The organism is Enterocloster sp. 210928-DFI.2.20 (assembly GCF_020554465.1).
Classification (GTDB): Bacteria; Bacillota; Clostridia; order Lachnospirales; family Lachnospiraceae; genus Enterocloster; species Enterocloster bolteae.
Genome location: NZ_JAJCHK010000046.1, coordinates 1 through 25,314, shown reverse-complemented (window position 1 = coordinate 25,314; position 25,314 = coordinate 1). Strand labels below are relative to the sequence as shown.

Sequence of the window (25,314 nt, the reverse complement as noted above, 5' to 3'; positions counted from 1 at the left end):
TCCTTATCTTGTTTCCTCTTACTTCCGGCCCCTCTCACTTACTCAATGGGATAGAGCATTTTCTCGTATGTCTTATCCCTCAGCTTATCCTCATCCACATAGATGGCCTCCAGCATGGTCTGCTGCTTCTGGCGCGTACCCTGAATAGCTTCCACTGCCTGCTTCACGCTTAAATATCCCTCGTCAAACTGGTTATATGCAGTCATTCCTGTGACAATTCCCTTATCCAGAGCCCTGAGCAGGGAGGTGGTGCTTCCTGCGCCGTAGAGCCCTGCCACCCGGCCCTGGTATATGGTGTTTTCCTCCAGTATCCGGGTGGCCTGGTCCAGCGACTGCACATCCAGTGCTATAATGGTGATCCTGCCGCCTCCGGGAGAGTCCGTTTCCTGTATGGCCTGGTGGTATGTGTCCTGGTTTTTCCTCTCAATAAGCCGGTAATGATATCCCCGCTCATCCAGCACAGTCCGGACCCCCTCGTAGACCTGGGCGCTGTCCCCATAGTCCAGTCCCCTGCAAAAGAGATAGACCGGTACATCCCTGGGTGCCTGGGAAGCCGCCGCTTCGCCCAGCAGCCTTCCAATCTTCCTGCCGTCCACACCGATGGTATCCAGAGTCCCGCCCTCATCAGGAGACTGGCCCAGAAGGATGACGGGGCAGCCCGGGTTCATATCCTCCAGTCCCCTTACCGCCTCCTCAGGCTTTACCGGAGCCAGAATCACCGCCCTGGTCCCGTCCCTGATTTCCCTTTTTACCAGGTCCATCTGCTGGTCCTGGTCATCAGAGGCATAGAGGGTGATAAAGCTGACATCCCCATGGAACTCCACTGCGGCCTGGTCCATACCCTTTTTGAAATTTACATAGTAGTCGTCGTTGTCCCCTTCTATTATGACGGAGATCGGATATACCTCAATCTTTTTTTCCTTGATTATCAGATCCGTGGAGGACATCAAAAACAGCAGGACCAGGATGCCGGCCCATACGCACCAGAGTATTTTTCCTTTATTTAACATAGGATCCCTCTTTCTTTACTTCCTCGTAGGGGATGGCCGGCAGATGGGCCGTGACCGTTGTCCCTTCATCCGGCTCCGACTGGATTTCCAGTCCGTAGTCATTGCCAAAATACAGACGGATACGTTGGTGGACATTCTTCACTCCGATACCGGAACCCCTGCCCGACGGCATGTGATCCGTATCCCCGAAGAGCCGTTTCACCTGCTCACGGGTCATCCCCAGGCCGTTGTCCGATACACTCATAAATAAATCCTTATCCTGCCGCCATGCCCGGATACGGATTTCCCCGTCCCCGTCCATAAATTCCATGCCGTGATAGATGGCATTTTCCACCAGCGGCTGGAGGACAAGCTTGAGACTGGCCAGGTCAAGGACCTCATCCTCTGCCTCCACGGTATAAGTAAACTTATTTTTATAGCGCATGTGCTGAATCATAAGGTAGTTTCGCACATGCTCCAGCTCATCCCTGACAGTTATGATGCTCTTTCCCCTGCTGAGGCTGATGCGGAAAAACCTGGCCAGAGCCGTCACGACGCGCACCGCGTCAGTCAGGTTCTCATTTTCAATCATCCACACTATGATGTCCAGAGTGTTATACAGGAAATGGGGGTTAATCTGCGCCTGGAGGGTGTCGAACTCGCTCTTTCGCTTGGATTCATGCTCCGCCACAATATCGTCCATAAGCCGCCGTATCTGCCGGGCCATGTTCTGTATGGAATTGCCAAGATGCTGTATCTCGTAGGAGCCGCCGCTCCTGACCTCTGTCTCCAGATTACCTGCCTCAATTTCATTGACAGATTTCTCCAGCTCCTTGATTGGGTCTGTTATCCTGGATGAGATATAGGAATTAATAATGGTCATGATAAAAAGGACAAAGGCAATCATGAAAATCACCAGGAGCTTTGTCTTTATATTGTTGAGGGACACGCCGTCAAGGGGTGTCACCCCCACCACCTTCCAGCCTGTATATCCCACAGTCTTAACCGTGACGGTCCGTTCCTCCCCATCCACGGTCTGCCGGTAATTGCCGTCCCTGAGTCCGGATACCTCCAGGTTGTTTTCCCGTACAATTCCTGAGTCAATAAGCTGGGCCTGGGGGTGGTATATGATTTCCCCGCTGCTGCTGATTAAATAGACATAGCCTCCATTTCCCAGATTTACCCCGTCAAAGAGCTGCTCCAGGCTGCTGTAGCGTATGTCAATCAGCAGGACTCCCTGGTCCGTGGAAGGTCCCCGGGTGATCTCCACTGCCCTTGACAGGGAAATGACCCACCGGTACTGGTTCTCGCTGCCGTCAAAAATGTACTGGACATGGGGCGTGGAAAAATGCATATTTTCCGTTTTCTCCAGGGTGGAGGTGAACCAGTTTTCACCGGTGACATCCACATTTGTCTTAAGGCGGGCCGCAGGCACGGCTTCCAGCAGCTTTCCCTCCTTGGACAAAAGGGCTATATTCTCCACATTGTCCTTGTTATTGTCATAGAGAAGGGTCATCTCGCTCCCGATGGAACCGCTGGCCAGGTCCGCGTTCTTGACGACACCGTAGTACAGGGAATCAGACAGCTTCATCACGGTCCGCAGGTAATCCTCCATGGACCTGGTGATCTGATTAATCAGTATCTGGTTCTCCTCCCGGATGGTGGCGGACATCTGGCCCGACAGCCTGGAATACAGGGAAATGCCTATGAATATACTTGCGGCCAGGGCCGTCAGTGTAAAGTAGATGAATATGATATACCGTATACTGGCCTTCTGCAGCTTAATCCTCTGCTTCTCAAACAACATGTCCCCTGCTCCTTTACGCTGCCTGCCCTGTTCCCGCCAAAAGCGGCGCGGCAGACCTGTTGTATCTATTTTGCCCCTCTGAACTTGGTGGGCGAAACCCCGAAACGTTTCTTGAACACATAGCTGAAATAATTCTGCTCCTGGTATCCCACCTTGGCCGCTATGACATAGGTCTTGTCATCGGTCTTGTTAAGAAGCTCCACCGCCTTGTCCAGGCGGACCTGGGTCAGGTAGGCGGTATATGCCTGTCCTGTCTCCTTCTTGAACATGGTGGAAAAATAGGCCGGGCTCATGTGCAGCTGGCGGCATATTTTCTCCACAGACAAATCCGGATCCTGGTAATTGTCCATAATATATTCCTTGGCCTTCTGGATGACCTGCTTCATGGTATTATCCCGCTCCCGGTTCATGGCCTGGTTCATCCTGAAGGCGGCTGAGAGAAGCCAGTGGGCAAAGTCCTCCTTTTTCATCATCCTTGGGATGACGGCAAAGGTATCCCCCTGCTCCTCCCCCTCCTCCGCCAGCTGTTCCAGGTCCAGGTCATACTGCTGAATCAGCTGGACTATGGAGCTGGACACGCTGAGCATATATGCCTGGCACTGCCTGAAATGCACCTTTGCATCGCTCATTTTATCCATGACTGCCTGTACTGCTTCCTCTATCTTCTCCCTGGGACCGAACTTAATGGCTGCAATAAGCTCTGCTTCGTCCTTGCTGTCAAAGCTGAGCTTTCCCCCGCTTACAGGCTCCACATCATTGATATAGATGGTGCTTCCCGCTCCCACAATGGCCTTATAGCCAAGGGCGTCCACAGCCGCCTTATAGGAGCCGCTGATCTCCCCCAGGTCCTGGCAGCTGTGGCCAATGCCGATAGTGATGGGCACCTCCAGAATCTTCTTTGTTTCCTTGCAGATATCCCCCAGCACATCTATCAGTCCTGTCTGGCTGTTATCCTCGTCAATGGCAGCAATAAGGGCCAGCTCAGACCAGGAGGTCCTGGAGGAAGTGAATACGGAAGAACGGCAATAGTTCCCCAGCTTTTCCTCCACAACCTGCATGACAGAAATAGGAATCAGGTCCCTCTCCTTGTGGAGAGGCAGCATATTCCCCTCCCGGATCTCCTCCGGCTCTATGTCAATGGCCGCGGCCACCCATTTCTTGGCGCCTGCCAGCGGGATATCATACTCAGCCAGTTTTTCCTTAAGTACGTTTCCGGGCACAGTGCTCCCCACCAGCTCGTTTAAAAACTGGTCCCTGAGAATAGGAAGGCTGCGTATATAATTTTCACGCAGCAGACTCACATTCCTTTTCTGCTCAATCTCATCGTCCAGGTTGGATTTGATACGTTTTAAGATGGCCGTCAGTTCCTCCACATTCACAGGCTTCAGGATGTACTCCGTCACATTCAGCTTGATAGCCTGCTTGGCATAATCAAAATCATCATAGCCTGAAAAAATCACAATTTTAACTGAAGGATATTTCTGCCTCACCCGTTCGGCCAGGGAAAGGCCGTCCATAAAGGGCATCCTGATGTCCGTCAGTATCAGGTCCGGCTCCAGTGCCTCCACTTTCTCCAGGGCTTCCTCCCCGTTTTCCGCATCCCCAACCACGCAGAAACCGGCTCCCGTCCAGTCAATTTTCCTGATGATGCTCTGCCTGACCTCTTCCTCGTCGTCCACCAGTATGATACGGTATAAATCCATAAGTATATCCCTTCCTTCTTAACTTAAATATATGCCCCGGGATTCCACCCGTCTGTTCCGCCTAATACCTGCTCCATGGTGTAATCCTGTATCTGTTCACGGGTAAGCATAAAAACCCAGTCCGGTCTGGATGTACAATGGTCCCTTTTCCCCTGTTCCACTGCCTCCTGTTCCTCCGCCCCCGGTCCATAGCTTCCGTATTCCCCGTAAAACAGGGTGGAACGCGCATTCTTTTTATCCCAGTCATGCCACCCCTCACGGCATATGTGGGGTCCCAGATAGCAGTCAATGAGGACCGTCCTGGCGTAATCTCTCCAGGGCCTGCCCAGGTAGACGCTTTCACGGGAGCTGTTTCCCGTAAACCGGCAGTTTCGGAACACATACCCGTATTTCTGTCCTTTGGGAGTGGACGCAGCGGTCACGTACCCTTTTTTCTCTGTATCCCTGCCGGCAGAGTACAGCTCACACCTGTCAAAATAAGCTGTGGCACTGCCAAATATAAAGTCTATGTCCCCGCGGATAAAGCAGTCCTGGTAGCAGTGGCGTCCGTTTATTCTGGGCGAAAACTGTTTTGGTCCGATGAATCCGTTCTTTTGTATCTCCTTCGGAGGAAGGGGACCTGTAAAGAGTGTGTCCTGGCCTCCCAGCAGCCTGCATCCCTTAAGCAGAATCCGGTCCCCGTCCGCATACAGGGCCAGCGCCTGTCCTACCGCTTCGCCCGGACCGGCGCTGTTTTCAATGGTCAGGTTCTTTGCTGTAAAATCATGGGTGTCTACCAGCACGCTGTAAGTCCGAAAGGTCCCCCGCTTACTTCCGTCCTCCATGGTCATTCCGGCAGACAGTCCACCGGTAATGACGGTGCCGCCGGCTGACTGGCCCTCCAATGTGATTCCCGGCCTTCTAATTTCCAGCCGTTCCCTGTACACGCCCTCTTTTATGAAAATGCAGGCCGGAGGTCCCTCTTTGTCTCCCAGGGCCTCCAGGGCCGCGCCTACCGTATCATAGTCACCACTGCCGTCCTTTGCCACGGTCAGGCGGACGGCCTGCTGCCTCTGCCGCTCATTCTGTCCATCTGGTTCTGTCATTTGCAAGCCTCCTCATTTCCGGATCATAACTGAAAGCTCCAGAAAATTCATCACAAGTTTTATCACAAGTATACCTCAAATGCATGGAATTGTCATCCCGGCGCGCAAGTGAATATTCACCGGAAGGCCCCTCCGGGCATGCTTATAGTTTCTCATAAGTATAAATAATATATCAATCATATTGTCCTGTACTACTAATATATGTTATGATAAGTCCGTAACCGGCAGACAGAGCCGCAATCAACTGTGATAACATAAAACAAACACATAGATAAAAGAGGTATGACATATGGGCGGAATATTTGGTGTTGCATCAAAAAACAGCTGTACCCTGGACTTATTTTTCGGAGTGGATTACCACTCCCATCTGGGGACTAAGAGAGGCGGAATGGCCGTATACGGCAGCCAGGGCTTTACGAGGTCCATCCACAATATAGAAAATACCCCCTTCCGTACGAAGTTTGACGGGGATTTGGACGAGCTGGAAGGAACATTGGGAATCGGATGTATTTCCGACAACGAACCCCAGCCCCTTCTGATACAGTCCCATCTGGGCAGCTTTGCCATAACCACAGTGGGTAAAATCAACAACGAGGCGGAGCTGGTGGCATCAGCCTACGAAAACGGCCATATCCATTTCATGGAAATGAGCCATGGGCGTATCAATGCTACGGAGCTGGTGGCTGCCCTTATCAACCAGAAATCCACCTTGGTGGAAGGGCTTCTTTATGCCCAGGAAAAAATAGAGGGATCCATGTCCATCCTGCTGCTGACTCCGGAAGGAATCTATGCGTCCAGAGATAAATTCGGAAGGACCCCCATTGTCATCGGGCACAAGGATGATGCCTACTGCGCCTCCTTTGAAAGCTTTGCTTACATCAATCTGGGATATACGGACTACAAAGAACTGGGGCCCGGTGAGATCGTATATATGACGCCTGAAAGCGTGGAGACGGTCAGCCCTCCCAGGGAAGAAATGAAGATATGCTCCTTCCTGTGGGTATACTACGGATACCCTACATCCAGTTACGAGGGAATCAATGTGGAGAGCATGCGCTACGAGTGCGGAAAGCTGCTGGCAAAGAGGGATGACGCGCAGCCCGAGGTGGTTGCGGGCATTCCCGACTCAGGCATCGCCCACGCCATCGGGTATGCCAATGAATCCGGCATTCCGTTTGCCCGTCCCTTCATCAAGTACACCCCCACATGGCCGCGCTCCTTCATGCCCCAGAACCAGGGCCAGAGAAACCTGATCGCCCGCATGAAGCTGATTCCTGTGGACGCGCTGATCCGCGGCAAAAAGCTGCTGCTCATCGACGACTCTATCGTGCGGGGCACCCAGCTGGGTGAGACAACGGAATTCCTGTACCAGAGCGGCGCAAAGGAAGTGCATATACGCCCGGCCTGCCCTCCTCTTATGTTCGGATGCCCCTACCTCAACTTCTCCCGTTCCACCTCAGAGCTGGATCTGATTACCAGACGCATCATACGGGACAGAGAGGGCGACAATGTGTCCCGGGATGTGCTAAACACTTACACGGACCCGGACAGCGCCAATTACAAGGAGATGATTGAGGAAATCCGCAAGCGCCTGGGATTCACCACCCTGCGTTACCACAGGCTGGATGACCTGGTAAAGTCCATCGGAATCTCCCCCTGCAAGCTCTGCACCTACTGCTGGAGCGGCCGGAAATAGACCGGAGCGTGTGTATTAAGTACTTTCTGCAACGCCCTGCACCGGAATCTGGTATAACAGCGCGTTACAGATGGCGGCGGCAACATTGCTGCCGCCTTTTCTTCCCCTTGCCACAATATACGGCGTATCCTCCAGGGTCAGAATCAGTTCCTTGGACTGGACCACATTCACGAATCCCACCGGCACTCCGATGACAAGGGCAGGGGCGGCCAGTCCTTCTTCTATAAGCTCATATATGCGGACCAGGGCCGTGGGAGCATTGCCCACGGCAAAAATCAGCGGACGCCCCTGCAGCCCGTAGAGCCTGGCCGCCTTCTCCATGCTGGCCACAGCTCTGGTGGTGCCCTGTTCCTTTGCCTGCAGGGCCACATCCTCATCTGCCATAAAACAGAAGGCTTCCCCGCCCAGGGCGGACAGCCTTTTTTTATTGATCCCGGACAGCCCCATATTGGTATCCGTGACAATGACAGCTCCTGCTTTTAAGGCCTCTGTTCCTCTTTTCACTGCCTGACCGGAAAATACCAGGTTTTGTGCATAGTCAAAATCCGCCGTGGTGTGGATGGCCCTCTTGATAACCATTTCATTTTCAGGCTCCAGATAAATCCCCCGTAAGGACAGTTCCTCCTGTATGATCTCAAAACTGCGCCTCTCAATGTCTCCCGGCAGTACCTGTTCCAACTGTATATCCGTCATCCGGCTTCTCCTCTCCTTTTCCTTTTTGGCTGATGCCCATGATTCTGTACACGGCAGCCATGTCCAGATTCTCCCTGAGCTCTTCTGCGAGCTTGTCATACTGCTGCTGTCTGTACGTGCGGTAATCCATATCCGCCGCCTGTTCCAGGCAGAGGCCCTTTGCAGCGGCCAGGGCCTCTGCCACTGTCCTGGCGATTCCGGGGCTGTCAAAGATTCCGTGTACATAGGTGCCGTAGATATTTCCCCTGTTCCACCCGTCCATTCTGGCCTTTCTGGATAAAAGCCTGTCCTTTCCCGTTTCCATCACATAGTCCATGGGGCGGCATATTTCCGGTTCCCTGCGCCAGGAAACGATTCTGGCTGTATCCGCAGCCCCCTCTTCCCGGTCAATGTACGTGCGGCCCATGTGGATTTCATATCCCTCAATGGATTTTCCGGACAACCCGCCAAGGCAGCCGTCCAGCTGGCCGAACGCGCCTTCCACCTGGGTCCTTATCTTTTCTTCCTCAAACTCCGTTTTAAGGGGAAGAAGGCCCATTCCGGATGTCCGTGAAGGGAGGTCCGACTCCACCCCTTTTTTGTCCACCAGCACCTCTCCCATCATCTGGTAACCGCCGCAGATTCCCCACACCGGCACCTGACGGTCCGCCAGCTTAAGGATTGCCGCCTCCAGACCGTTCTGGCGCATCCACAGCAGGTCATGAATGGTATTCTTGGTGCCGGGAAGGATGACCATGTCGGGGGTTCCAAGGTCACAAGCCCTTGTCACATAGCGCAGCGACACCCCGGGGATTCCTGAAAACACATTAAAATCCGTAAAATTAGAGATGCGCGGAAAGCGGATCACAGCCAAATCCACCGCAGCAGGTGCTTTGCCTTTTCCTGTCTCCAGGCGGCTGCTCAGGCTGTCCTCATCCTCGATATCCACATCCATATAGGGTATCACCCCCACCACCGGTATACCGCACAGATCCTCCAGCATGGAAATCCCGGGAGCCAGTATGGACCTGTCGCCTCTGAATTTGTTGATGATTAATCCCTTTACCCGCTTTCTCTCCTCCTCTGTCAGCAGGGCCACCGTACCGTAGAGCTGTGCAAAAACACCTCCCCTGTCAATGTCCCCCACCAGAAGCACCGGGGCGTCCGCCATGTCCGCCATGCCCATGTTCACGATATCATCGGTTTTCAGGTTAATCTCGGCCGGGCTTCCGGCGCCCTCTATGACAATGACATCGTACTGCTCCTCCAGCCGCCGGTAGGAGGCCATAATATCCGGCACCAGGGATTTCTTACAGGCAAAATAATCCCTGGCCTTCATATTGCCCCTGGAAATTCCATGGACGATAACCTGGCTTCCCACATCTGTGGTGGGTTTTAAAAGAATGGGATTCATATCCGCATTAGGGACAATTCCCGCCGCCTCCGCCTGTACGGCCTGGGCCCGTCCCATCTCCAGCCCTTCCGGAGTTATGTAGGAATTAAGGGCCATGTTCTGGGATTTAAAAGGCGCTGTCCTGTAGCCGTCCTGGTGAAAAATACGGCACAGCCCGGCTGCCAGGATGCTCTTTCCCGCATTGGACATGGTTCCCTGAATCATGATTGACTTTGTATGTTGGGACATGGTTTCCTCCTCTCAAGCACCCGGGCCATTTCCCGGATGAGCTGTTCATTGTCCTGCCTCAGCTTAACACAGATACGGTAAAAGGATGAGTCCAGCCCCGGATAATTGGCACAGCTGCGGATCAGGATGCGCCGGCCCAGCAGCTCCTGGTAAAGCCGGCCTTTTTCCAGGATTCCGTCCTCTTCCCGGTCCCGAAAGAACAGATAATTGGCCTGGGATGGATATACCTGAAAGCCCAGGTCATGGAGGGCGGCAGAAAGCCTCTCCCGCTCACCCTTAAGCACCGCTCTGGTGTGCTCCGCAAAATCCGTCTCTCCAAGGGCCGCCACGCCGGCGCACTGGGCCGGGCCGGACACGGACCAGGGCTGGCGTACTGCCTGAAGCCGCTCCAGAAGGCCGCTGTCGCTGCAAAGGCCGTAGCCCAGCCGCAGCCCGGCCATGGCATACAGCTTTGTAAATGCCTTAAGGACAAACAGATGCGTAAACCGGGCCAGGTCAGGTATGACAGAATATAATTCTGAATTATCCATAAAATCGCAGAAGCATTCATCCACTGCCAGGTAAGCCCCCAGCCGCTCACAAGTATCTGCCAGCTGCTTAACCTCTTCCTTTTTAACGGGTATCCCCGTGGGATTGTTGGGATTGCAGAGGAACACCACATCGTAGGGCTCGCCCCTCTCTGCCGCCGCCCGGACACAGCCGCACATCCCTGCCGCGTCCAGAGCAAACCCCCTGTCTTCCCTGAGATAATAATAGTCGGTCCTGCATCCCACCGACCTCAATGCCTGCTCATACTCGGAAAAGGCGGGAGCTGTCACCAGCCCGCGTACAGGGCGCAGCGCAGCTGCCAGTCCGAATATCAAATCAGCTGCCCCGTTGCCGCAGATAATCCATTTATCCTCCACCCCGTGATGCCTGCCCAGGGCCTGTCTCAGCCTTTCACACCGGCTGTCCGGGTACAGGCTGCATACCTCCCTCTCCAGGCAGTCCCTCAGAGCCTGCCTGACCGCCTCCGGCATGCCGAGGGGATTGATATTGGCAGAATAATCCATCTGTATGTCCTGGCTGTATATGTCACCGCCGTGTTGATATTCCATAATAACCTCCATATATCTTTTTTACAGCTATCCTTTTCTACCCCCGCCGGCTGTTTTGGCAAAACCAGAATGGTATCACAAAATCATAATAAGCACAGCCAGCCCAAGGACCATCATCCCCTCCGCAAAAAACATAAGACGGTTGGCACGCCTTATGTCCGCCGGTTGGATTTGCCTGTCATCATCCCCGATATACGGCTTTTTATGAAGAGTTCCGAAGTACCAGGCGTCACCGGCCAGGCGGAGATGGAGGGCGCCTGCACAGGCGGCCTCGCCGTGGGCGGAATTAGGGCTGGCATGGCGTTTCCTGTCCCGAAGGAACACCTTAAAGGCATGAGCCCCGTCCATACCCGGCAGAACCCATGCCCCCAGAACCATAAGGATTCCGGTCAGCCTGGCCGGAGCCAGATTAAGCAGGTCGTCCAGCCTGGCTGCACAGCGGCCGAAGTACATGTATCTGTCATTTTTGTATCCCACCATGGAATCCATGGTGTTGACGGCCTTGTACAGCGTGCCTCCTGCCGGCCCCAGAAGTGCCATGAACAAAAAGGGGGCAATGACACCGTCAGAGGCATTTTCAGCCACGGTCTCCACGGCTGCCCTGGCGATTCCGCCCTCATCCAGCGCTGCGGTATCCCTTCCCACAATCATGGATACATTATATCTGGCCTCCTCGGTGCTGCCTTCCTCCAGGCTGCGGCACACCTTCATGCTCTCTGTATACAGTCCCCTGGCTGCCAGCATGAGACTGCACAGGAACCCCTCTGCCAGAAGAAGAACCGCCCAGGCCCCGGACAGCCATAGATGCTCTGCCCCGTGAACGATTGCCCATGGAACACACCACCATATGATACACATGAATACAGCGAGGATGACCCCTGCCCGGGACTGCCCTTTCCTTCCCGTCCCCTCTGTCCATTTTCTGAGCCGTGATTCCGTCCCTGCAATCATGGTTCCCATAAGGCGCACCGGATGGGGAAGCCATATGGGGTCTCCTATGATCCAGTCAATCACACATCCCGCCAACAATGCCGCACCGTGAAATTTCCATATATCCAGCCACGTAATGTCCATGTCTACCTTCCTCGTTATTTAATCCGTATCCCTGTCCCGCAGCACACCCGCCACACTTCATCCGCCTCCCCGGCAATCCGGCAGCAGAGCCGCCCTGTCTCCTCCCTGTACAGGCGTTCAAAGGCATCTGCAGGCACGATGCCGCAGCCTATCTCATCTGTCACCAAAACACGGTCCTTTGGTCCGGCCAGCAGCTCCTCCAGAAGCTGTTCAAGAATCTGGTCCATGGCCGGTCCCTTCTGTTCACAGAAGGAAGGGCCTGCACTCCCCTCCATTACCCGCCTGACAAAGAGCTGGAAATCACGGCAGAACCTGCCGTCCATAAATTCCTCCCAGGAGGCCTCTGCTCCCTCTGTCCAGACAGCTCCATCTGCATTCTGTTCCCCCAGGTACTGTCTGACAAACACCCTCTTGCCCTGGAAGCTTCCTCCTGTCACCAAGATCATTCCTACATTCCTCCCATCAAGCCCGCTTTTAAAAGGACTGCGGCCGCTGCCAGGCCGGCCAGTTCGCAAACCTGCAAAAAGCATCCGGCTAAATCTCCTGTCACCCCGCCAAACTGTTTCACGGACATCCTGTAATACCATATGAACACAGCCAGATGGGTCATAAGCAGGACTCCTGCCAGCATGCCTGCCCCGTGGCATCCCACCTTAGCGGCTGCCGCACCTGCTGCCAGGCACATAAGCATCCACAGAAGCAGCACCAGGGAATCCGTCCTTTTCCTGGCTGCCCCGCCAAATCCGGCTGCCAGTCCCTTTTTCTTGGCCTGGGGAAACGTGACCACGGAGAGGCCGCTGAAGGCCCGCTCCATCACAAACACAAGACAGGGAACCGCATAAAGAAAATATCTGTCCCCCCTGTCCTCCCTCAGGACAAGGGACAGGTATTCATGGAAAACGCCCAGATAAAGCATCATATAAACGCCGAAGGAAATGACTGCAAAGGCTCCCAGATGGGGGTCTTTTAAAATTTCCAGCTTTCTGCTTCTGTCGCCATAGGAATGAATGGCATCCATGGTATCCAGAAAACCGTCCATGTGAATTCCTCCGGTTACCAGCAGGGGAATGGCTGCCCCTGTAAGAGCCGCAGCACCCACGGACAGATTCAGCACATCCAGGGCAAAATGGAGCCAAAGGCCCAGGGCCGCTCCCTGGACAATCCCCACCAGAGGAAAAAAGCACATGACATAGCGCATGCGGTCTTCACTCCACTCCACGTTGGGCATAGGTATCTTGGAATACATGGAAATTGCTATGATGCAGGAATAAAGTCCGTTCATTCTCCCTGACACTCCCTTCTTTTAAAGTCAGCCCCAATTGCTGCCGGTCCCAGGGCGGAGGGCTTTAAGAGCACGGGAATGCCGTAAACCACCTCCACCACCCGGTCCGCGGCAGATGCCAGCTTCTGATTCAGGCAGCCCATGAGACGGATATACTCCATTGTCTCAGGTTCGTAACAGATTCCATCCCGATCCACTTCATTGGTGACAATCACCATATCCTGAACCTGTCCGGCCAGGGAAATGATATCCTCCGCAATCTTATGGGACAGACATTGGATTGGACCGCCCTGCTGCTCTCCTGCTTCCGTTTTCCCTGTCCCCTCCTTAAACATCTCATTGGCCGCCAGGTTGGATACGCACTCCAGCAAAAGAGCACGGCCGGTCCGGGATAAGGGGCTTAAACCGGTCTCATACTCTCCAACCATCACTTCTCCCACATTCCGGGGCTTTTCTATGGTGATGAATCCCTTTCCCTTTCGGAGCACACGGTGGCGCTCCACCTTATCCCGTCCCTCTTTTCCATATGCAATCATGGTAGCCACATAAAAACGGCGGGAACAGGGGGAGTCCAGAATAAGCCCTTCCGCGTATTCTGATTTTCCGCTGCCGCTTCCGCCTGTCACCAGAGTAATCATTCCAGGTCTCCTATTATCGTGTCGTCATGTTCATCCAAATTCCTTACATCCCAATTACAGAAGATGCTCATACGCATCCACATGGATGTCATCAAAGCTGCTCATCTGCGTGTACACAGCCGCCGCCATATCCAAAAGCGGAAACAGGGCCGCTGCGCCGGTGCCCTCCCCCAGACACATTCCCGCAGAAATAGCAGGTTTAAGGCCAAGAGCATCCAGAACCATTGCCCCGGCAGGCTCGGCTGAAACGTGGGAGGCCAGCAGATATCCTTTTACATCCGGGCTGATTCTGACGGCCGCCAGAGCGGCTGCCCCTGTTATGAGTCCGTCCAGCACCACCGGCAGGCCGCAGGCCGCGCATCCAATGTAAAAGCCCGTCAGGGCCGCCAAATCCAGTCCGCCCACTTTGGACAGCGCGTCCACCGGGTCCTCCCCGGACGGCTTGCGGATACGGATGCCTTCCCTTATGACCTGCACCTTGCGGTTGTAGCCGGCAGTGGTCAGACCAGCCCCCCGGCCCGTCACCAGTTCCGGGTCCATATTAAGAAGCACGGAAAGCAGGGCGCTGCTGGTAGTGGTATTGCCGATTCCCATTTCCCCGGAGCCAGCCAGCACATATCCCCTTTCCTTCAGTTCCACGGCCATATCTGCACCTGCCTCCATGGCCCTCACTGTCTCCTCCATGGTCATGGCAGGTTCCTCCAGGAAATCCTTTGTCCCATATGCCACTTTCCGGTTCACCACGCCGGGAACCGCGTCGCGGCAGGCCATACCCACATCCACAGGAATCACGTCGGCCCCTGCCTGGCGAGCCATGAGGCATACACACGAATTTCCCCGGGCCATATTCCCCGCCACAATGGCGGTAACCTCCTGCCCTGTCTGGGTCACCCCTTCCTTTACAACGCCATTATCCCCACACATGACCACAATAGCCCTGGGACGCAGGCTGACTGCCAGGCTGCCGGAAGCAGCGGCAATGCGTATGATATCCTCCTCCAGGACTCCCAGGCTTCCCAGAGGTTTGGCCACCTGGTCCCAGCGCTGCTTTGCCTGCTGCCTGAGTGCCTGGCGGGCCGGCTTAATGCTGTTCATCGCTTCCTTCAATGTCATAGCTCATGTTCCTCTCCGTCATGTTCTTGTCCGTTACGCTCTTGTCTGTCATGTTTCCGGTCATGTCTCTGTCCGTATTCCACGCACTGTCCGGCAAACCGCCGGACCAGTCCGGGGCAGGAAGGATAATAGAGGTGGGGGAATCCTGCCATCACCTGTTTTGCTGTTCTCATACAGGGCCAGCTGCGGCCGCCCTTTGGCTTGGCAGCCGTCATACAAAATTCATCCTCCCCGCAATCGCAGTCCCAGTAATGAAATTCATGGCCTTTTATCTCCTCCCCTTCCCGGAGATAGGGAAGGCAGCGGTTGGGCCCCAGGGTTATGTATCCAAACCTGCCGGTTTTCCCGGCCCTGTATCCGTGGCCCTTCAAGACCCCTGCCATGGGATAAACCGTTCCGTCGGCTCCCTCCAGACTGTCCAGCAGATAGAGGTATCCCCCGCACTCTGCCAGAATGGGCATCCCGGACGCGGCAGCCGCAGCCACCGAATCCCGCATGGTCCTGTTCGCCGCCAGGGCCTCCCCGTGGTTTTCAGGATAACCGCCTCCTAAAATCAGCCCGTCCAGCCCATCCGGCAGTTTCTCCTGATGGAGCAGACTAAAGTACACAAGCCGGGCCCCGGCCTGTTCCATAGCCCTCAGGTTGTCCTCATAATAAAAACAGAATGCCTCATCCCTGGCAATCCCCAGGCGGAAATGCGGTATGTTTCCCGGCTCGTTTCCCAGCTTGTTTCCCGGCTTAATTCCCGCTACATTCCCCGTTTGCTGCCCGGCTCCTGCTTCTTCCCGGACCGGTACCTCCCTGTCCCGTCCGCCTGCCTCAGCAGCAATCTTCAATAGCGGTTCCCACTCCAAATTTTCATCCATCCGGTCCGCCAGCTGTTCCAGCTGCTCCCTGATTCCATCTATCTCATCCGGAAGCACCAGTCCCAGATGACGGCTTCCCACATGAAGGAAGTTCAGTTCAGGTAAATATCCAATGACCGGAATCCGAAACAGTTCCTCCACCATAGGTTTTATACGGTTATATATCATGGGGGACATGCGGTTGAAAAAGATTCCCCTTATGTTGTTATTTTTTTTATCCTTGCTCTCATGGCAGTCTGTGTTTCCGCAAACACACCCATGCAGTCCATTGGATGTGTGAGATTTTTTCTCGCGATAATTTTCCTCATTCTCTTTCCATCTTCTCTTCCTGCATTCTTCGTATTGCATGCCAGCCGCACATTCCGCATCACAGTCAGTTTTATCGTGAGTTTTTTCCTCGTCTTTTCCCTCCAGCATGGCATCATACTCCAAAAATCCCTGAATCAATGCCATCAGCGATAAGCTGGCTCCTCTTCCATCCACCACCAGAATGGCAGGCAGACCAAGAATACTTCCAATCTCAAAAGAACTCCCCTGAACAGACACGCCCCCAAGGCCGTCAAAATATCCCATGACCCCTTCCGCCACTACAAAATGGCGTTCCATGCTCCGGGACAGCTTCTGTCTCATATGTGTCCCGGTCTCAAAAAAGCTGTCCAGGTTTCCATTTTCCACTCCCAGAACCCTGCGGTGGAACAGGCCGTCAATGTAGTCCGGTCCGCACTTAAACGCAGCCGGATTATATCCCTTCCTCTTAAGGAGGGTCAGCAGGCCGCAGGTTACCATCGTCTTCCCGCTGCCGCTTCCCGGAGCCGCTATCATAACTCCTGCCATTGTATCTCTCCCTCATCGTCTTTTGGGTCCTGCATAACCGCCACATACACCGGATTCTGTGCTTTTGGCATATGGTAGCTTCCCACCGTATCCACAGGAGCTGCCCATATCTGGGTTATCTCTCCTGTGGCGAATCCGAATTCCTTCATACACGCCAAAATTTCACCAACAGTCTCCAGTGTAATGGCATTAGCCACAATTCTCACATGGGGATTGGCGTCAAGGAGAGCTGCCACGATTTCACGCATGTGACCTCCGCTTCCTCCGATGAATGCATGAGTGGGAGGTTCCAGCCCCTTCATAGCCTCAGGCGCCTCGCCTTCCACAATGTGAAATCCCATCCAGCTTCCGTGGAACTTCTGGCAGTTGGATTCAATCAGCTGCAGGGCTTCCCGGTTCCGCTCAATGGCATACACCTGGCCGCTGCCGCCCCACTTGCGTATCTCCATTCCCATCTCCACCGCCACAGAGCCGGTGCCGGCCCCGATATCATAACACACGGCCTGGGAGCCGATACACAGCTTATCCAGTGATATCCTCCGTACCTCCTTTTTGGTCATAGGCACCTGCCCCCTGATATAGTCCTCATCCTGGGGGCCGGGCTGCGGATAAAGCTGTCCTTCCGCTGCCTCTGTATTCTCCACCAAAACACAAGCCAGACTGCCAAAGGGAAGGCGCTCATCCTCCATCAGAAGCTCAGCAGGCGTCATCTGCCAGGCAATGCGTTCGTCCTCGTATGAAAAATTTTCTCCGGCCCATAAAGTCACGCTGCTCATTCCGCTGCTGACCAGCTGACGGCACAAATCCGGCACGCTGCCGGCTCCGCCCAGCAGAATAAAACAGCTCTTGAAGCTGCGGATATAGGCCACCACATCACAATCCCTTCCATGGCTGCTGACCGGATGGACATTCTGCCAGCTCTTTCCCAACCTGGCGCAGAAATAGGACAGGCTGGATACACCCGGAACAAATTCCACATCCCATCCTTCCCGCAAAAATGCCTTGGCCGCCGCCTCAGCTCCGCTGTAAAAGCCCGTATCTCCTGACAGCACCAGGGCTGCCTCGTCCCACCGGAAGCTACCCAGCCACTGTACCATCTCACTGGGCTTATAGGCTGAAAATACCCGTTTCTTATCGGTGTACGCGCTGACGCTGTCCAGCATCCGGTCCGCCCCCATCACTACCTGGGCCGCCTCCAGGCAATCCATTGCCCGGCCCGTCAACTGGTCCTCGCCCCCCATTCCTATGCCCACCAGATATACAATTGGCCTTAAATCATCCATATATGCTTCCTTTCTTTTCATGGTCCATCCACTCCTTTAGCTGTCCCTTTATATCGTCCAGGGATATGCCTTCCCCGCTGCCCGGCCGGTCAATCACCACTGCCGCTGCCCCGGCCCTGTGGGCTGCCTTTATCTTTTCTGAAAAGCCTCCTGCTGCGCCCCCATCCTTGGTCACCAGATAAGCACATCCGTATTCCCTGAGCTGTACCAGATTCATTTCCTCTGAAAATGGTCCCTGCATGGCAATGATATGGCGGCCCTCAAAGCCCAGACTCCTGCACTGGGCCACGGCCTCCGCCGAGGGCAGGATCCTGGCATACACTCTCTGCTCATAATCCCTTATCCTTGTGTAGATAGCCAGCTCCTTGCTGCCTGTGGTCACCAGAATATTTCCCTCCACAGAGGACAGCCATGCAGCGGCTGCCTCCACATCCGGCATATGGATGACTCCCGGCCGGTTGTCCCCGGCCCCCGGTTCACGCAGGCACCTTAAAAGCCGCAGGCCCTTTCGTTTGGAACAGGCCATTTTTATGTTCTGGGTTACTGCCACCGCATATGGATGGGTGGCGTCAATGACCAGTTCCGGCCGCAGTTCATCAAACATACGTTCCATTTCCGTGACATCCAGGCGTCCCTGGCGTATCTCCATACATCCGTTCTCGTCCGGCCTGCTTATATCCTCCAGCAAATCCCTTCCATATCCGGTAGCCACGCAGATTATAAAGGGCTGGTTAAGCTCCTGAAGATATTCCGCCAGCAGCCTTCCCTCCGTGGTCCCGGCAAACAGTATGACACTCTTCTTAATTTCCTTCATACCTGTAACCTCTGGGCGTTACCATATAGGGGCCAATCTGCCTGGTATGGGAATTGCCGATATAAACCGTGGTAAACATGTCCACCCGGCGATCCTTCAGCTCCTCCAGGGTCAGGACCTCCATTTCTTCCCCTTCCCTGCCAATGTTCACAGCCAGCCCGCATACGGTATCCTCTGCCCTGTACTTTAGAATCCGGCTGCACGCCTGCCGGAAAAAATCAGGCCGTCCCTTGCTGGCCGGATTGTACAGGCATATGACAAAATCAGCCTGGGCCGCTGCCTCTACCCGGTTCCATATGTCTTCCAGGGGTGTGAGCCGGTCGCTTAAGCTGATGACAGCAAAATCGTGCATCAGCGGTGCTCCCAAAACAGCTGCCCCTGCGCAGGCAGCCGTAATTCCCGGCACAATCCTGACTCTGACGCCGGGGTACTGCTGAGCCAGCTCCAGTATAAGGCCCGCCATTCCATAGACCCCCGCGTCCCCGCTGCAAATCATGGCTGTATTCTTTCCCATCATGCAGCATTCAAACGCCTTCCGGCACCGTTCCTCTTCCCTGGTCATGGCGGTGGTCAGGAACTCCTTCTGGGGGAACAATCCCCTTACCAGGTCCACATAGACCGTATAACCAGCTATGACCTGGCACCGGCCCATCACTTCCAGCGCCTGTCCTGTCATCTGCTTTTTTTCTCCGGGTCCCATTCCCACCACATAGAGTGTTCCCGGCTCCAGTTTCCCCGGGACGATTTCCCGGCCCGCACGAAATCCGGTGGTAAAGGCGGGGTCGTAAAGCTTTGAGCGCTCATAACCTGTCTGGGCCACAGTATTCCCCACCACAATAAGGGCGGTCTTATGGATGCCCTCCCTGTCTGCTGTCTCCTCTAATGTAGCTACCGTACACCGGACAACCTTCTCATCCGGCCAGGTCGCCTTATATACAATGGCTGCGGGGGTATCTCCCGGATATCCGCCCTTTACCAGCTCCTCTGACAGCTCTCCCGTCATGCCTGCGCTCAGGAATATCACCATGGTGCTGCCGTGGGCAGCAAATTTCTCTATGGATTCACGCTCCGGCACCGGTGTTCTCCCGGCCATTCTGGTTATTACCACACTCTGGCTGATACCGGGCAGGGTATATTCCATTCCAAGGGCTGCGGCGGCTCCGCAGAAAGAACTGACCCCGGGACATATGTCATATTTTATCCCCCTGGCGTCCAGTCCGTCCATCTGTTCCCGTATGGCACCGTAGAGGCAGGGATCCCCGGTATGAAGGCGCACCGTTGTAAGACCGTCCCGTTCCGCCTGTTCCATCACTTCCATAACCTGCTCCAGGTCCATGGAGGCACTGTCATAAATCCTTGCATCCTGCCTGGCCCAGCCCAGAAGATCACGGCTGACCAGGGAACCCGCATAGATGACCACATCTGCCTCTGACAAAAGTTTCTGTCCGCGGACCGTAATCAAATCAACCGCCCCCGGACCTGCTCCTACTATATGTATCATCTTGCTCCGCCTTTCATCTATTTCTTAATCTGTTCGTAAAGTACAATAACATATCATCTGCGCCGGTGGTTGCCCCAAGTATCCCGCGCTCATTGGTAAATACAATAACCTCTGCCCTCAGACGTCCGCCGGCCCGCCGTTTCACATGCTGCTCCAGCCGCGCCATCACCCGCTTCATCACCTGCTCACGCAGGCCGTCCTCTGTCTCTAAAAGGCGCAGCCCCTCGTCCACGGTCACTGCTTCCATAATCTGTTCCACCAGCTCTCTTTTTGCGCCGCAGGCAGCTCCGTGGGCTGCCAGGATTTCCATTCTCCCGTCTGCCCAGGAGGAATGGGTATTCATAATACCGGCTGCCAGCTTGATTAGCTTTCCTCCATGGCCTATTAGCAGAATGGACTCAGCCCCTTCTTCCACCGCCATATCAATGGTACTGCCTATAAAATTACTGCATTTCACGGCCTGTCCAAGGCCCAGGCCAAGTACAGTGTCCACAAAGCTCTCACCGTAATTTCCCGGTGTCACCAGAAGGTTCTTCTCCCCTTTTCGGATCCTCTGTCTCAGTTCCAGCCGGATGGTATCAAGGAGGGCTGTCTCGCTCATGGGCTCCACCATTCCGCTGGTCCCCAGTATGGATATACCTCCCTGGATTCCCAAACGGCTGTTAAAGGTCTTATCCGCCACCTTCAGGGCTTCCGGCACACGGATTTCAATGGAAAGCACTCCCTTAAAGCCAGATTCCCGGCACACACCGGCCACCTGTTCAAATATCATCTGCCTGGGGACCGGGTTAATGGCAGCTTTTCCCACTTCGCAGCTCAAACCGCACTGGGTTACCCTTCCCACTCCCACTCCTCCGGATAAAATCAGCCGCAATCCGTCTTTCTCATACACATAATCCCCACAGTCATTTCTGTCATCTCCGGCCTCTGTGTTATCTCCGGCCTCTCTCGCATCTCCGGCCTCTCTCGCATCTCCGGCGCCGCCGCTGTCCGCATCCGGCAGCCGGACCTGTGAATACACCATAAGCCCGTCCGTCACATCCGGGTCGTCACCTGCATCCTTTCTGACACCGCAGCAGACACAGTTCTTCCCCGTCTCCATTTCCTCCACCTCCAGGTCCAGCCGGACTCCCTTTGGCGTTGTCAGGGACACCTGCTCCATTCTCCTGCCCCGCAACAACATAACGGCAGCTGCCAAGGAAGCCGCTGCCGCACAAGTACCTGTGGTGTATCCCCATCTCAATTTTTTCTGATTCTTATAGATGTACGAATCTCCCATAGTCTCACCTGCTGTCCAACATCTGACTTTTAAACTATGGAAAAGTATATCATATCCAACTGCATTTCTCAATGTCTAATTTCCCTGCAACCGGCTCTATGGCTGCCGCCACCGTCACCCCTTTTCCGGCCTGCTTATGTATTAAAAGTCTTCCTCCCCTGGCTGTACAGGACCTTTCGCAGACATTGCCCACGCCCACTGCGGATCTTACAAAATCAGATTCCTGAAACTCTCCTTCCACAGCCAGCAGCTCCCTGGATGTAAATGTACGCAGCTCCCACCCGTACCTGCGGGCCAGCCTGGTTACCGCCTCTTCCCCTGCCTTTATGTCTATGGTGGATAATGCCTTTACCGCCGCCGGGTCAATGCCTCCTCTTTCCAGCGCTTCCAGGACACAGCCTTCCAGGATATCCGGCGGGGTTCCCTTCCTGCATCCCACCCCTACCACTGCCACCTTTGGAACCAGGCGGAGAAAGACCGCTTCCCTGTCCGGAGAAAGGGAGGGCCTTTCACTGTTTCGGAATGTGATCCATATGTTATGCCTGCACACGCTGTTCATACATATATTATGCCTGCATATGCCCTCAGTACCATCCCCAACGTTCTCTGCTCCTCTGCCTGAACTCCCGTTTTTTGTGGTTCCGGCTCCAGACGCGCCCTCCGCCCTGCGGCACTCCGAATCGCAGAAAAATCCCACCTTCCCGCCATCCAGCAGCCAGGCAGAAATTTCTTTGGCCTTTTTTCTATCTGTTATACAAAGGCCCCTTCGGGCCGCAAAGACATCCACCGCAAAGATGCCATTGATATCCGTGGCAGTGGTTATGACCGGTATTCCCTGAAGCCAGCACGCCATTCTTTCAGCCAGCTCATTTGCGCCTCCCACATGTCCTGACAGCAGGGGGATGCAGAAATGCCCGGCTTCGTCAACCGCCACCACAGGGGGATCTGTCATCTTATCCCGGACAAAGGGCGCAATGGCCCTGACTGCAATGCCGGCCGCCCCGATAAACACCAGCGCCCTCTTCTGTCCAAACATGGATCCGGTCCATTCCGAAAGGGACTTGTCCTGAGGCTTGATTCCCTCCGCCTCCCATTCCGGCTTCCAGAAGCGCTGCGGCACATATCCCGTGCACTCTGTCCCTGTATCCCTGAACCGGCGGCACAGAAGGCGGCATATTGCAGTGCCTCTTGCCGTAAAACAAATCATACCTATCTTCATTCCCGTCTCCTTTGTATTATTCCTGATTACAGATATAAAACAGTATATCGGAAAATTATTCCTGCTGCAATGCCTCTTTCTTAAGTTCCCGTTTGCGCTTTGTGATAAGGCCTCCTATCTTGCCGCTTTCCTTGGCTGTCAGGCTCCTCCATCCTCCCTCTATGACCTTTGCGTCCAACCCCAGTTCCTGGGCAATCTCAAATTTAAGCTGGTCCTGCGCACTCAGATTATGAGGATCAAATGCCTCATTCTTCTTAGACTTTCCCATGTAGGTTCTTGCTCCTTTCTTGCTGATACAAATTAAGTACAAATGGATTATACCCAGGCAGGGGCCTGCCTATACCGCGCTTACAACTTATTCCAATTGCCCTTGCAATTTAATTTGTTGTATATTATACTGAACCTATATGGATTGTTTCATAACGTACCGTTACAGGATAATTTATAAACCTTTTGTTACCCTGTAACCATACATAAAGAAAGGAAGGGCACCGTGAACATTGCAGTCATCGACGACTCGATAGATGAGGCCCGTCAGTTAGCCGGCTTTATATCCACCTATTGCTCCGACACACATACCTGCCAGCAGACGACCATCTTCAATACCGCCGCCGACTTCCTTCGCTGCTGGCAAAGAGGCAGCTTTGACCTTATATTCATAGATATTTTTCTCCGGAATGAGACCTCCGGTATCAGAATCGCTGAAAGGGTCCGCAGGGATGATGATTCCTGTACCATCGTGTTCACCACCAGCAGCACCGATTTTGCCCTGAAGGGATATGAGGTCCGTGCGCTGGATTACATGGTAAAGCCTATCCGCTACGACAAGTTCAGCCAGACCATGGAGTATTTTTTGTCTGTATCCCGCAGGAAGCAGAGTCATTATATAGAGGTAAAGGAAAGCCGCATCATGCAGAAGATTCCCATTGACTCTATCCTTTACACCGATTATTCAAACCACTACATACAAATCCATCTTCCAGATAAGACGGTCCGCACTTACATGCGGTTTGAAGATTTTTCCGGTATGCTCCTTATATACTCCCAGTTCATATGCTGCTACCGGAATTGCATCATCAATATGGACAAGGTTTTTTCTATGGAGAAATCAGAGTTCATTTTGACAACCGGAGAGCATCTGCCTATTACCAGGACCATGCGGTCGCAGATTCACCAGCAGTATGCAGATTACCAGTTCTCCAAGTTAAACGGAGGCATCGGATGAGCTTTGCACAGATACAGCTGATAAGTGTGATTTTGGCCGAAATCATATTCATTATCGTTCCCTTTTTGGCGGTATTCCGAAGGGAATGGCGGTACTCTATGTCAAAAACTACAGGTATTCTTATGGGATACCTGTTTTTTGTATACTTTTTAGGCCTTACATGCTTCAGCCCTTTCCTGTCCCGGCCCTGGCTGGAGCTGGCGTGGTCCTGCACCACCATGACCACCAACATACTTGTCTGTAAATGGATGGTGCGCACAGACTGGCCTGTGAATATCTATTCCCTTTTCCTTTTTAAGAACTTCACGGATACCGCCGGATACTGCGCGGACCTGTCCAATGCCTCTGCTTCCCTTAATAAGAGCAGTTCCCTTATCACAGGAGACAAATTATTAAGCAATCTTATTTTTCTGTTTCTCATGGTCTGGGTGGCCTATTACATCCTGCACAAATATCTGACCAAAGCAGTGGAATACACACGGCTTCTTCCGGTCTGGAAATATCTGGCCGCCATCCCGGTGCTCTTTTTCATCATGTTCCGCCTGGCATCCCGTTCCCTGGCACCCGCACGTATGCTTCAGCATCATCCTGACATGATTTTTTTTGCTGTCTGCTGGTTTGCCTGTATCTACACGGTCCACTATGTGAGTCTGAGGATTCTGTCCCGGCTGTCTGAAAGCTATGCGGCCAAGGAGCAGTATCGGACTACCCGGCTGCTGGCCAGTGTCCAGAAATCCCAGATGGCCACGCTCCAGTATAATCTGGAACAATTCAAAAAAGCGCGCCACGATTACCGCCATCATCTCATCACGCTCAAGGGGCTTTTGGAGCAGAAGGAGACAGAGTTTGCCCTGGAATACATAAATGACTATCTGGGCACCTATGCAACCCTGGACACCACCCAGTACTGTCAGAATCCTTCCTCCAACGCGCTGCTCAATTACTACATACAAACAGCCCAGTCCCAGGGTATCGCAGTAAACTCCTCCATTTGCCTGCCTCAGAGCCTTCCTGTGCCGGAGATAGACTTCTGCACTATCCTGGGCAACCTTCTCTCCAATGCAGTGGAGGCATGCCAAAGGCAGACCCAGGGAACGCCCTCCATCACCATCAACATCGGACAGGCCGGCGAATCCATGATTGCCCTGTCCATACAGAACACCTATTCCCATCTCATACGTATGAAGGACGGACGTTTTCTTTCATCCAAACGGGAGGACATGGGCACCGGTACTACCTCTGTGCGTTATCTGGTGGAACGGTATCACGGCATACTGAAATTCGATTACAGCAACGGAATATTCGAGGCATCCCTGCTTCTGAACCCAGCCATGAAATAGACGCTCCGGCCTGCCAGACCAGCGCTTTTCTTTTTTGTTCCAGTATAGCACGGAACCATGCATCCTCACAAGCCGTTCTGGAGACAAACAGCATTTAAGCAAAAAGGTTCTATACTGAATGTTGGGGTGTGCTGAAAAGCACACTTCCAACATTC

The 25,314-nt window shown here is 53.9% G+C and carries 22 protein-coding genes; 3 read left to right on the top strand and 19 right to left on the bottom strand.

Annotation, left to right across the window (positions count from 1 at the left end; genetic code table 11):
- Positions 1-38 precede the first annotated feature (38 nt).
- The 4 genes from LI015_RS25615 to LI015_RS25600 all read right to left on the bottom strand — a co-directional run bounded on the left by LI015_RS25615 (position 39) and on the right by LI015_RS25600 (position 5,584).
- The gene (locus tag LI015_RS25615) at positions 39-1,010 is read right to left on the bottom strand and encodes a substrate-binding domain-containing protein (protein ID WP_002567297.1); all 972 of its coding nucleotides are present in this window, start codon (positions 1,008-1,010) and stop codon (positions 39-41) included.
- Positions 1,000-2,796: a sensor histidine kinase gene (locus LI015_RS25610; protein ID WP_002567296.1), complete on the bottom strand. Its 1,797-nt coding sequence runs from the start codon at positions 2,794-2,796 to the stop codon at positions 1,000-1,002. The genes LI015_RS25615 and LI015_RS25610 overlap by 11 nt, the downstream gene beginning before the upstream one ends.
- A gap of 65 nt (positions 2,797-2,861) precedes the next feature.
- Entirely contained in the window at positions 2,862-4,499 is a 1,638-nt protein-coding gene (locus LI015_RS25605; protein ID WP_227126620.1) for a response regulator transcription factor, read from the bottom strand.
- A gap of 23 nt (positions 4,500-4,522) precedes the next feature.
- Complete coding sequence (locus LI015_RS25600) at positions 4,523-5,584, bottom strand: pectinesterase family protein (RefSeq protein WP_118019355.1); 1,062 nt, start codon at positions 5,582-5,584, stop codon at positions 4,523-4,525.
- Positions 5,585-5,873: 289 nt separating this feature from the next.
- On the opposite strand from LI015_RS25600, the gene LI015_RS25595 reads away from it, so the two are divergent.
- Complete coding sequence (locus LI015_RS25595; RefSeq protein WP_002567293.1) at positions 5,874-7,280, top strand: amidophosphoribosyltransferase; 1,407 nt, start codon at positions 5,874-5,876, stop codon at positions 7,278-7,280.
- Positions 7,281-7,295: 15 nt separating this feature from the next.
- On the opposite strand, the gene LI015_RS25590 is transcribed toward LI015_RS25595, so the two are convergent.
- The 15 genes from LI015_RS25590 to LI015_RS25520 form a co-directional block, all read right to left on the bottom strand.
- On the bottom strand, positions 7,296-7,973 hold the full coding sequence (locus LI015_RS25590; protein WP_227126619.1) for a precorrin-8X methylmutase: 678 nt from the start codon (positions 7,971-7,973) through the stop codon (positions 7,296-7,298).
- Positions 7,930-9,594, bottom strand: coding sequence for a cobyric acid synthase (locus LI015_RS25585; RefSeq protein WP_227126618.1), 1,665 nt, complete (start codon positions 9,592-9,594; stop codon positions 7,930-7,932). The genes LI015_RS25590 and LI015_RS25585 overlap by 44 nt, the downstream gene beginning before the upstream one ends.
- Entirely contained in the window at positions 9,567-10,691 is a 1,125-nt protein-coding gene (locus tag LI015_RS25580; RefSeq protein ID WP_227126617.1) for a pyridoxal phosphate-dependent aminotransferase, read from the bottom strand. Before LI015_RS25580 ends, LI015_RS25585 begins: the two co-directional genes overlap by 28 nt.
- A 75-nt stretch (positions 10,692-10,766) precedes the next feature.
- Complete coding sequence (gene cbiB / locus LI015_RS25575; protein ID WP_002567289.1) at positions 10,767-11,765, bottom strand: adenosylcobinamide-phosphate synthase CbiB; 999 nt, start codon at positions 11,763-11,765, stop codon at positions 10,767-10,769.
- 14 nt (positions 11,766-11,779) lie between these two features.
- Positions 11,780-12,211 (bottom strand): bifunctional adenosylcobinamide kinase/adenosylcobinamide-phosphate guanylyltransferase, encoded by a 432-nt coding sequence (locus LI015_RS25570; protein ID WP_117625746.1) that lies wholly within the window; start codon positions 12,209-12,211, stop codon positions 11,780-11,782.
- Between the two features lie 2 nt (positions 12,212-12,213).
- Entirely contained in the window at positions 12,214-13,047 is an 834-nt protein-coding gene (locus LI015_RS25565; RefSeq protein WP_227126616.1) for an adenosylcobinamide-GDP ribazoletransferase, read from the bottom strand.
- Positions 13,044-13,685, bottom strand: a complete 642-nt coding sequence (locus tag LI015_RS25560; RefSeq protein ID WP_002573460.1) for a bifunctional adenosylcobinamide kinase/adenosylcobinamide-phosphate guanylyltransferase — start codon at positions 13,683-13,685, stop codon at positions 13,044-13,046. Before LI015_RS25560 ends, LI015_RS25565 begins: the two co-directional genes overlap by 4 nt.
- Before the next feature lie 54 nt (positions 13,686-13,739).
- Positions 13,740-14,798 (bottom strand): nicotinate-nucleotide--dimethylbenzimidazole phosphoribosyltransferase, encoded by a 1,059-nt coding sequence (gene cobT, locus LI015_RS25555; RefSeq protein WP_117625744.1) that lies wholly within the window; start codon positions 14,796-14,798, stop codon positions 13,740-13,742.
- Complete coding sequence (locus LI015_RS25550) at positions 14,795-16,498, bottom strand: cobyrinate/hydrogenobyrinate a,c-diamide synthase (RefSeq protein ID WP_227126615.1); 1,704 nt, start codon at positions 16,496-16,498, stop codon at positions 14,795-14,797. Before LI015_RS25550 ends, cobT begins: the two co-directional genes overlap by 4 nt.
- Entirely contained in the window at positions 16,483-17,802 is a 1,320-nt protein-coding gene (cbiE, locus tag LI015_RS25545) for a precorrin-6y C5,15-methyltransferase (decarboxylating) subunit CbiE (protein ID WP_227126614.1), read from the bottom strand. Before cbiE ends, LI015_RS25550 begins: the two co-directional genes overlap by 16 nt.
- Positions 17,774-18,595 carry a precorrin-6A reductase gene (gene cobK, locus LI015_RS25540; RefSeq protein WP_002573462.1) on the bottom strand — a complete coding sequence of 274 codons (822 nt, stop codon included), beginning with the start codon at positions 18,593-18,595 and terminating at the stop codon, positions 17,774-17,776. Before cobK ends, cbiE begins: the two co-directional genes overlap by 29 nt.
- A complete protein-coding gene (cobM, locus tag LI015_RS25535) occupies positions 18,582-20,096 on the bottom strand; it encodes a precorrin-4 C(11)-methyltransferase (RefSeq protein WP_227126613.1) in 1,515 nt (504 codons plus the stop codon). The genes cobK and cobM overlap by 14 nt, the downstream gene beginning before the upstream one ends.
- A 13-nt stretch (positions 20,097-20,109) precedes the next feature.
- On the bottom strand, positions 20,110-21,375 hold the full coding sequence (cbiD, locus tag LI015_RS25530) for a cobalt-precorrin-5B (C(1))-methyltransferase CbiD (protein WP_195632929.1): 1,266 nt from the start codon (positions 21,373-21,375) through the stop codon (positions 20,110-20,112).
- Between the two features lie 49 nt (positions 21,376-21,424).
- Entirely contained in the window at positions 21,425-22,594 is a 1,170-nt protein-coding gene (locus LI015_RS25525; RefSeq protein ID WP_002573465.1) for a cobalt-precorrin 5A hydrolase, read from the bottom strand.
- A gap of 55 nt (positions 22,595-22,649) precedes the next feature.
- Positions 22,650-22,862: a small, acid-soluble spore protein, alpha/beta type gene (locus LI015_RS25520; RefSeq protein WP_002573466.1), complete on the bottom strand. Its 213-nt coding sequence runs from the start codon at positions 22,860-22,862 to the stop codon at positions 22,650-22,652.
- 225 nt (positions 22,863-23,087) lie between these two features.
- On the opposite strand from LI015_RS25520, the gene LI015_RS28455 reads away from it, so the two are divergent.
- The gene (locus LI015_RS28455) at positions 23,088-23,819 is read left to right on the top strand and encodes a LytR/AlgR family response regulator transcription factor (protein WP_002567277.1); all 732 of its coding nucleotides are present in this window, start codon (positions 23,088-23,090) and stop codon (positions 23,817-23,819) included.
- Positions 23,816-25,159, top strand: a complete 1,344-nt coding sequence (locus tag LI015_RS25510; protein ID WP_002567276.1) for a sensor histidine kinase — start codon at positions 23,816-23,818, stop codon at positions 25,157-25,159. The genes LI015_RS28455 and LI015_RS25510 overlap by 4 nt, the downstream gene beginning before the upstream one ends.
- The last annotated feature ends 155 nt before the right edge of the window (positions 25,160-25,314 follow it).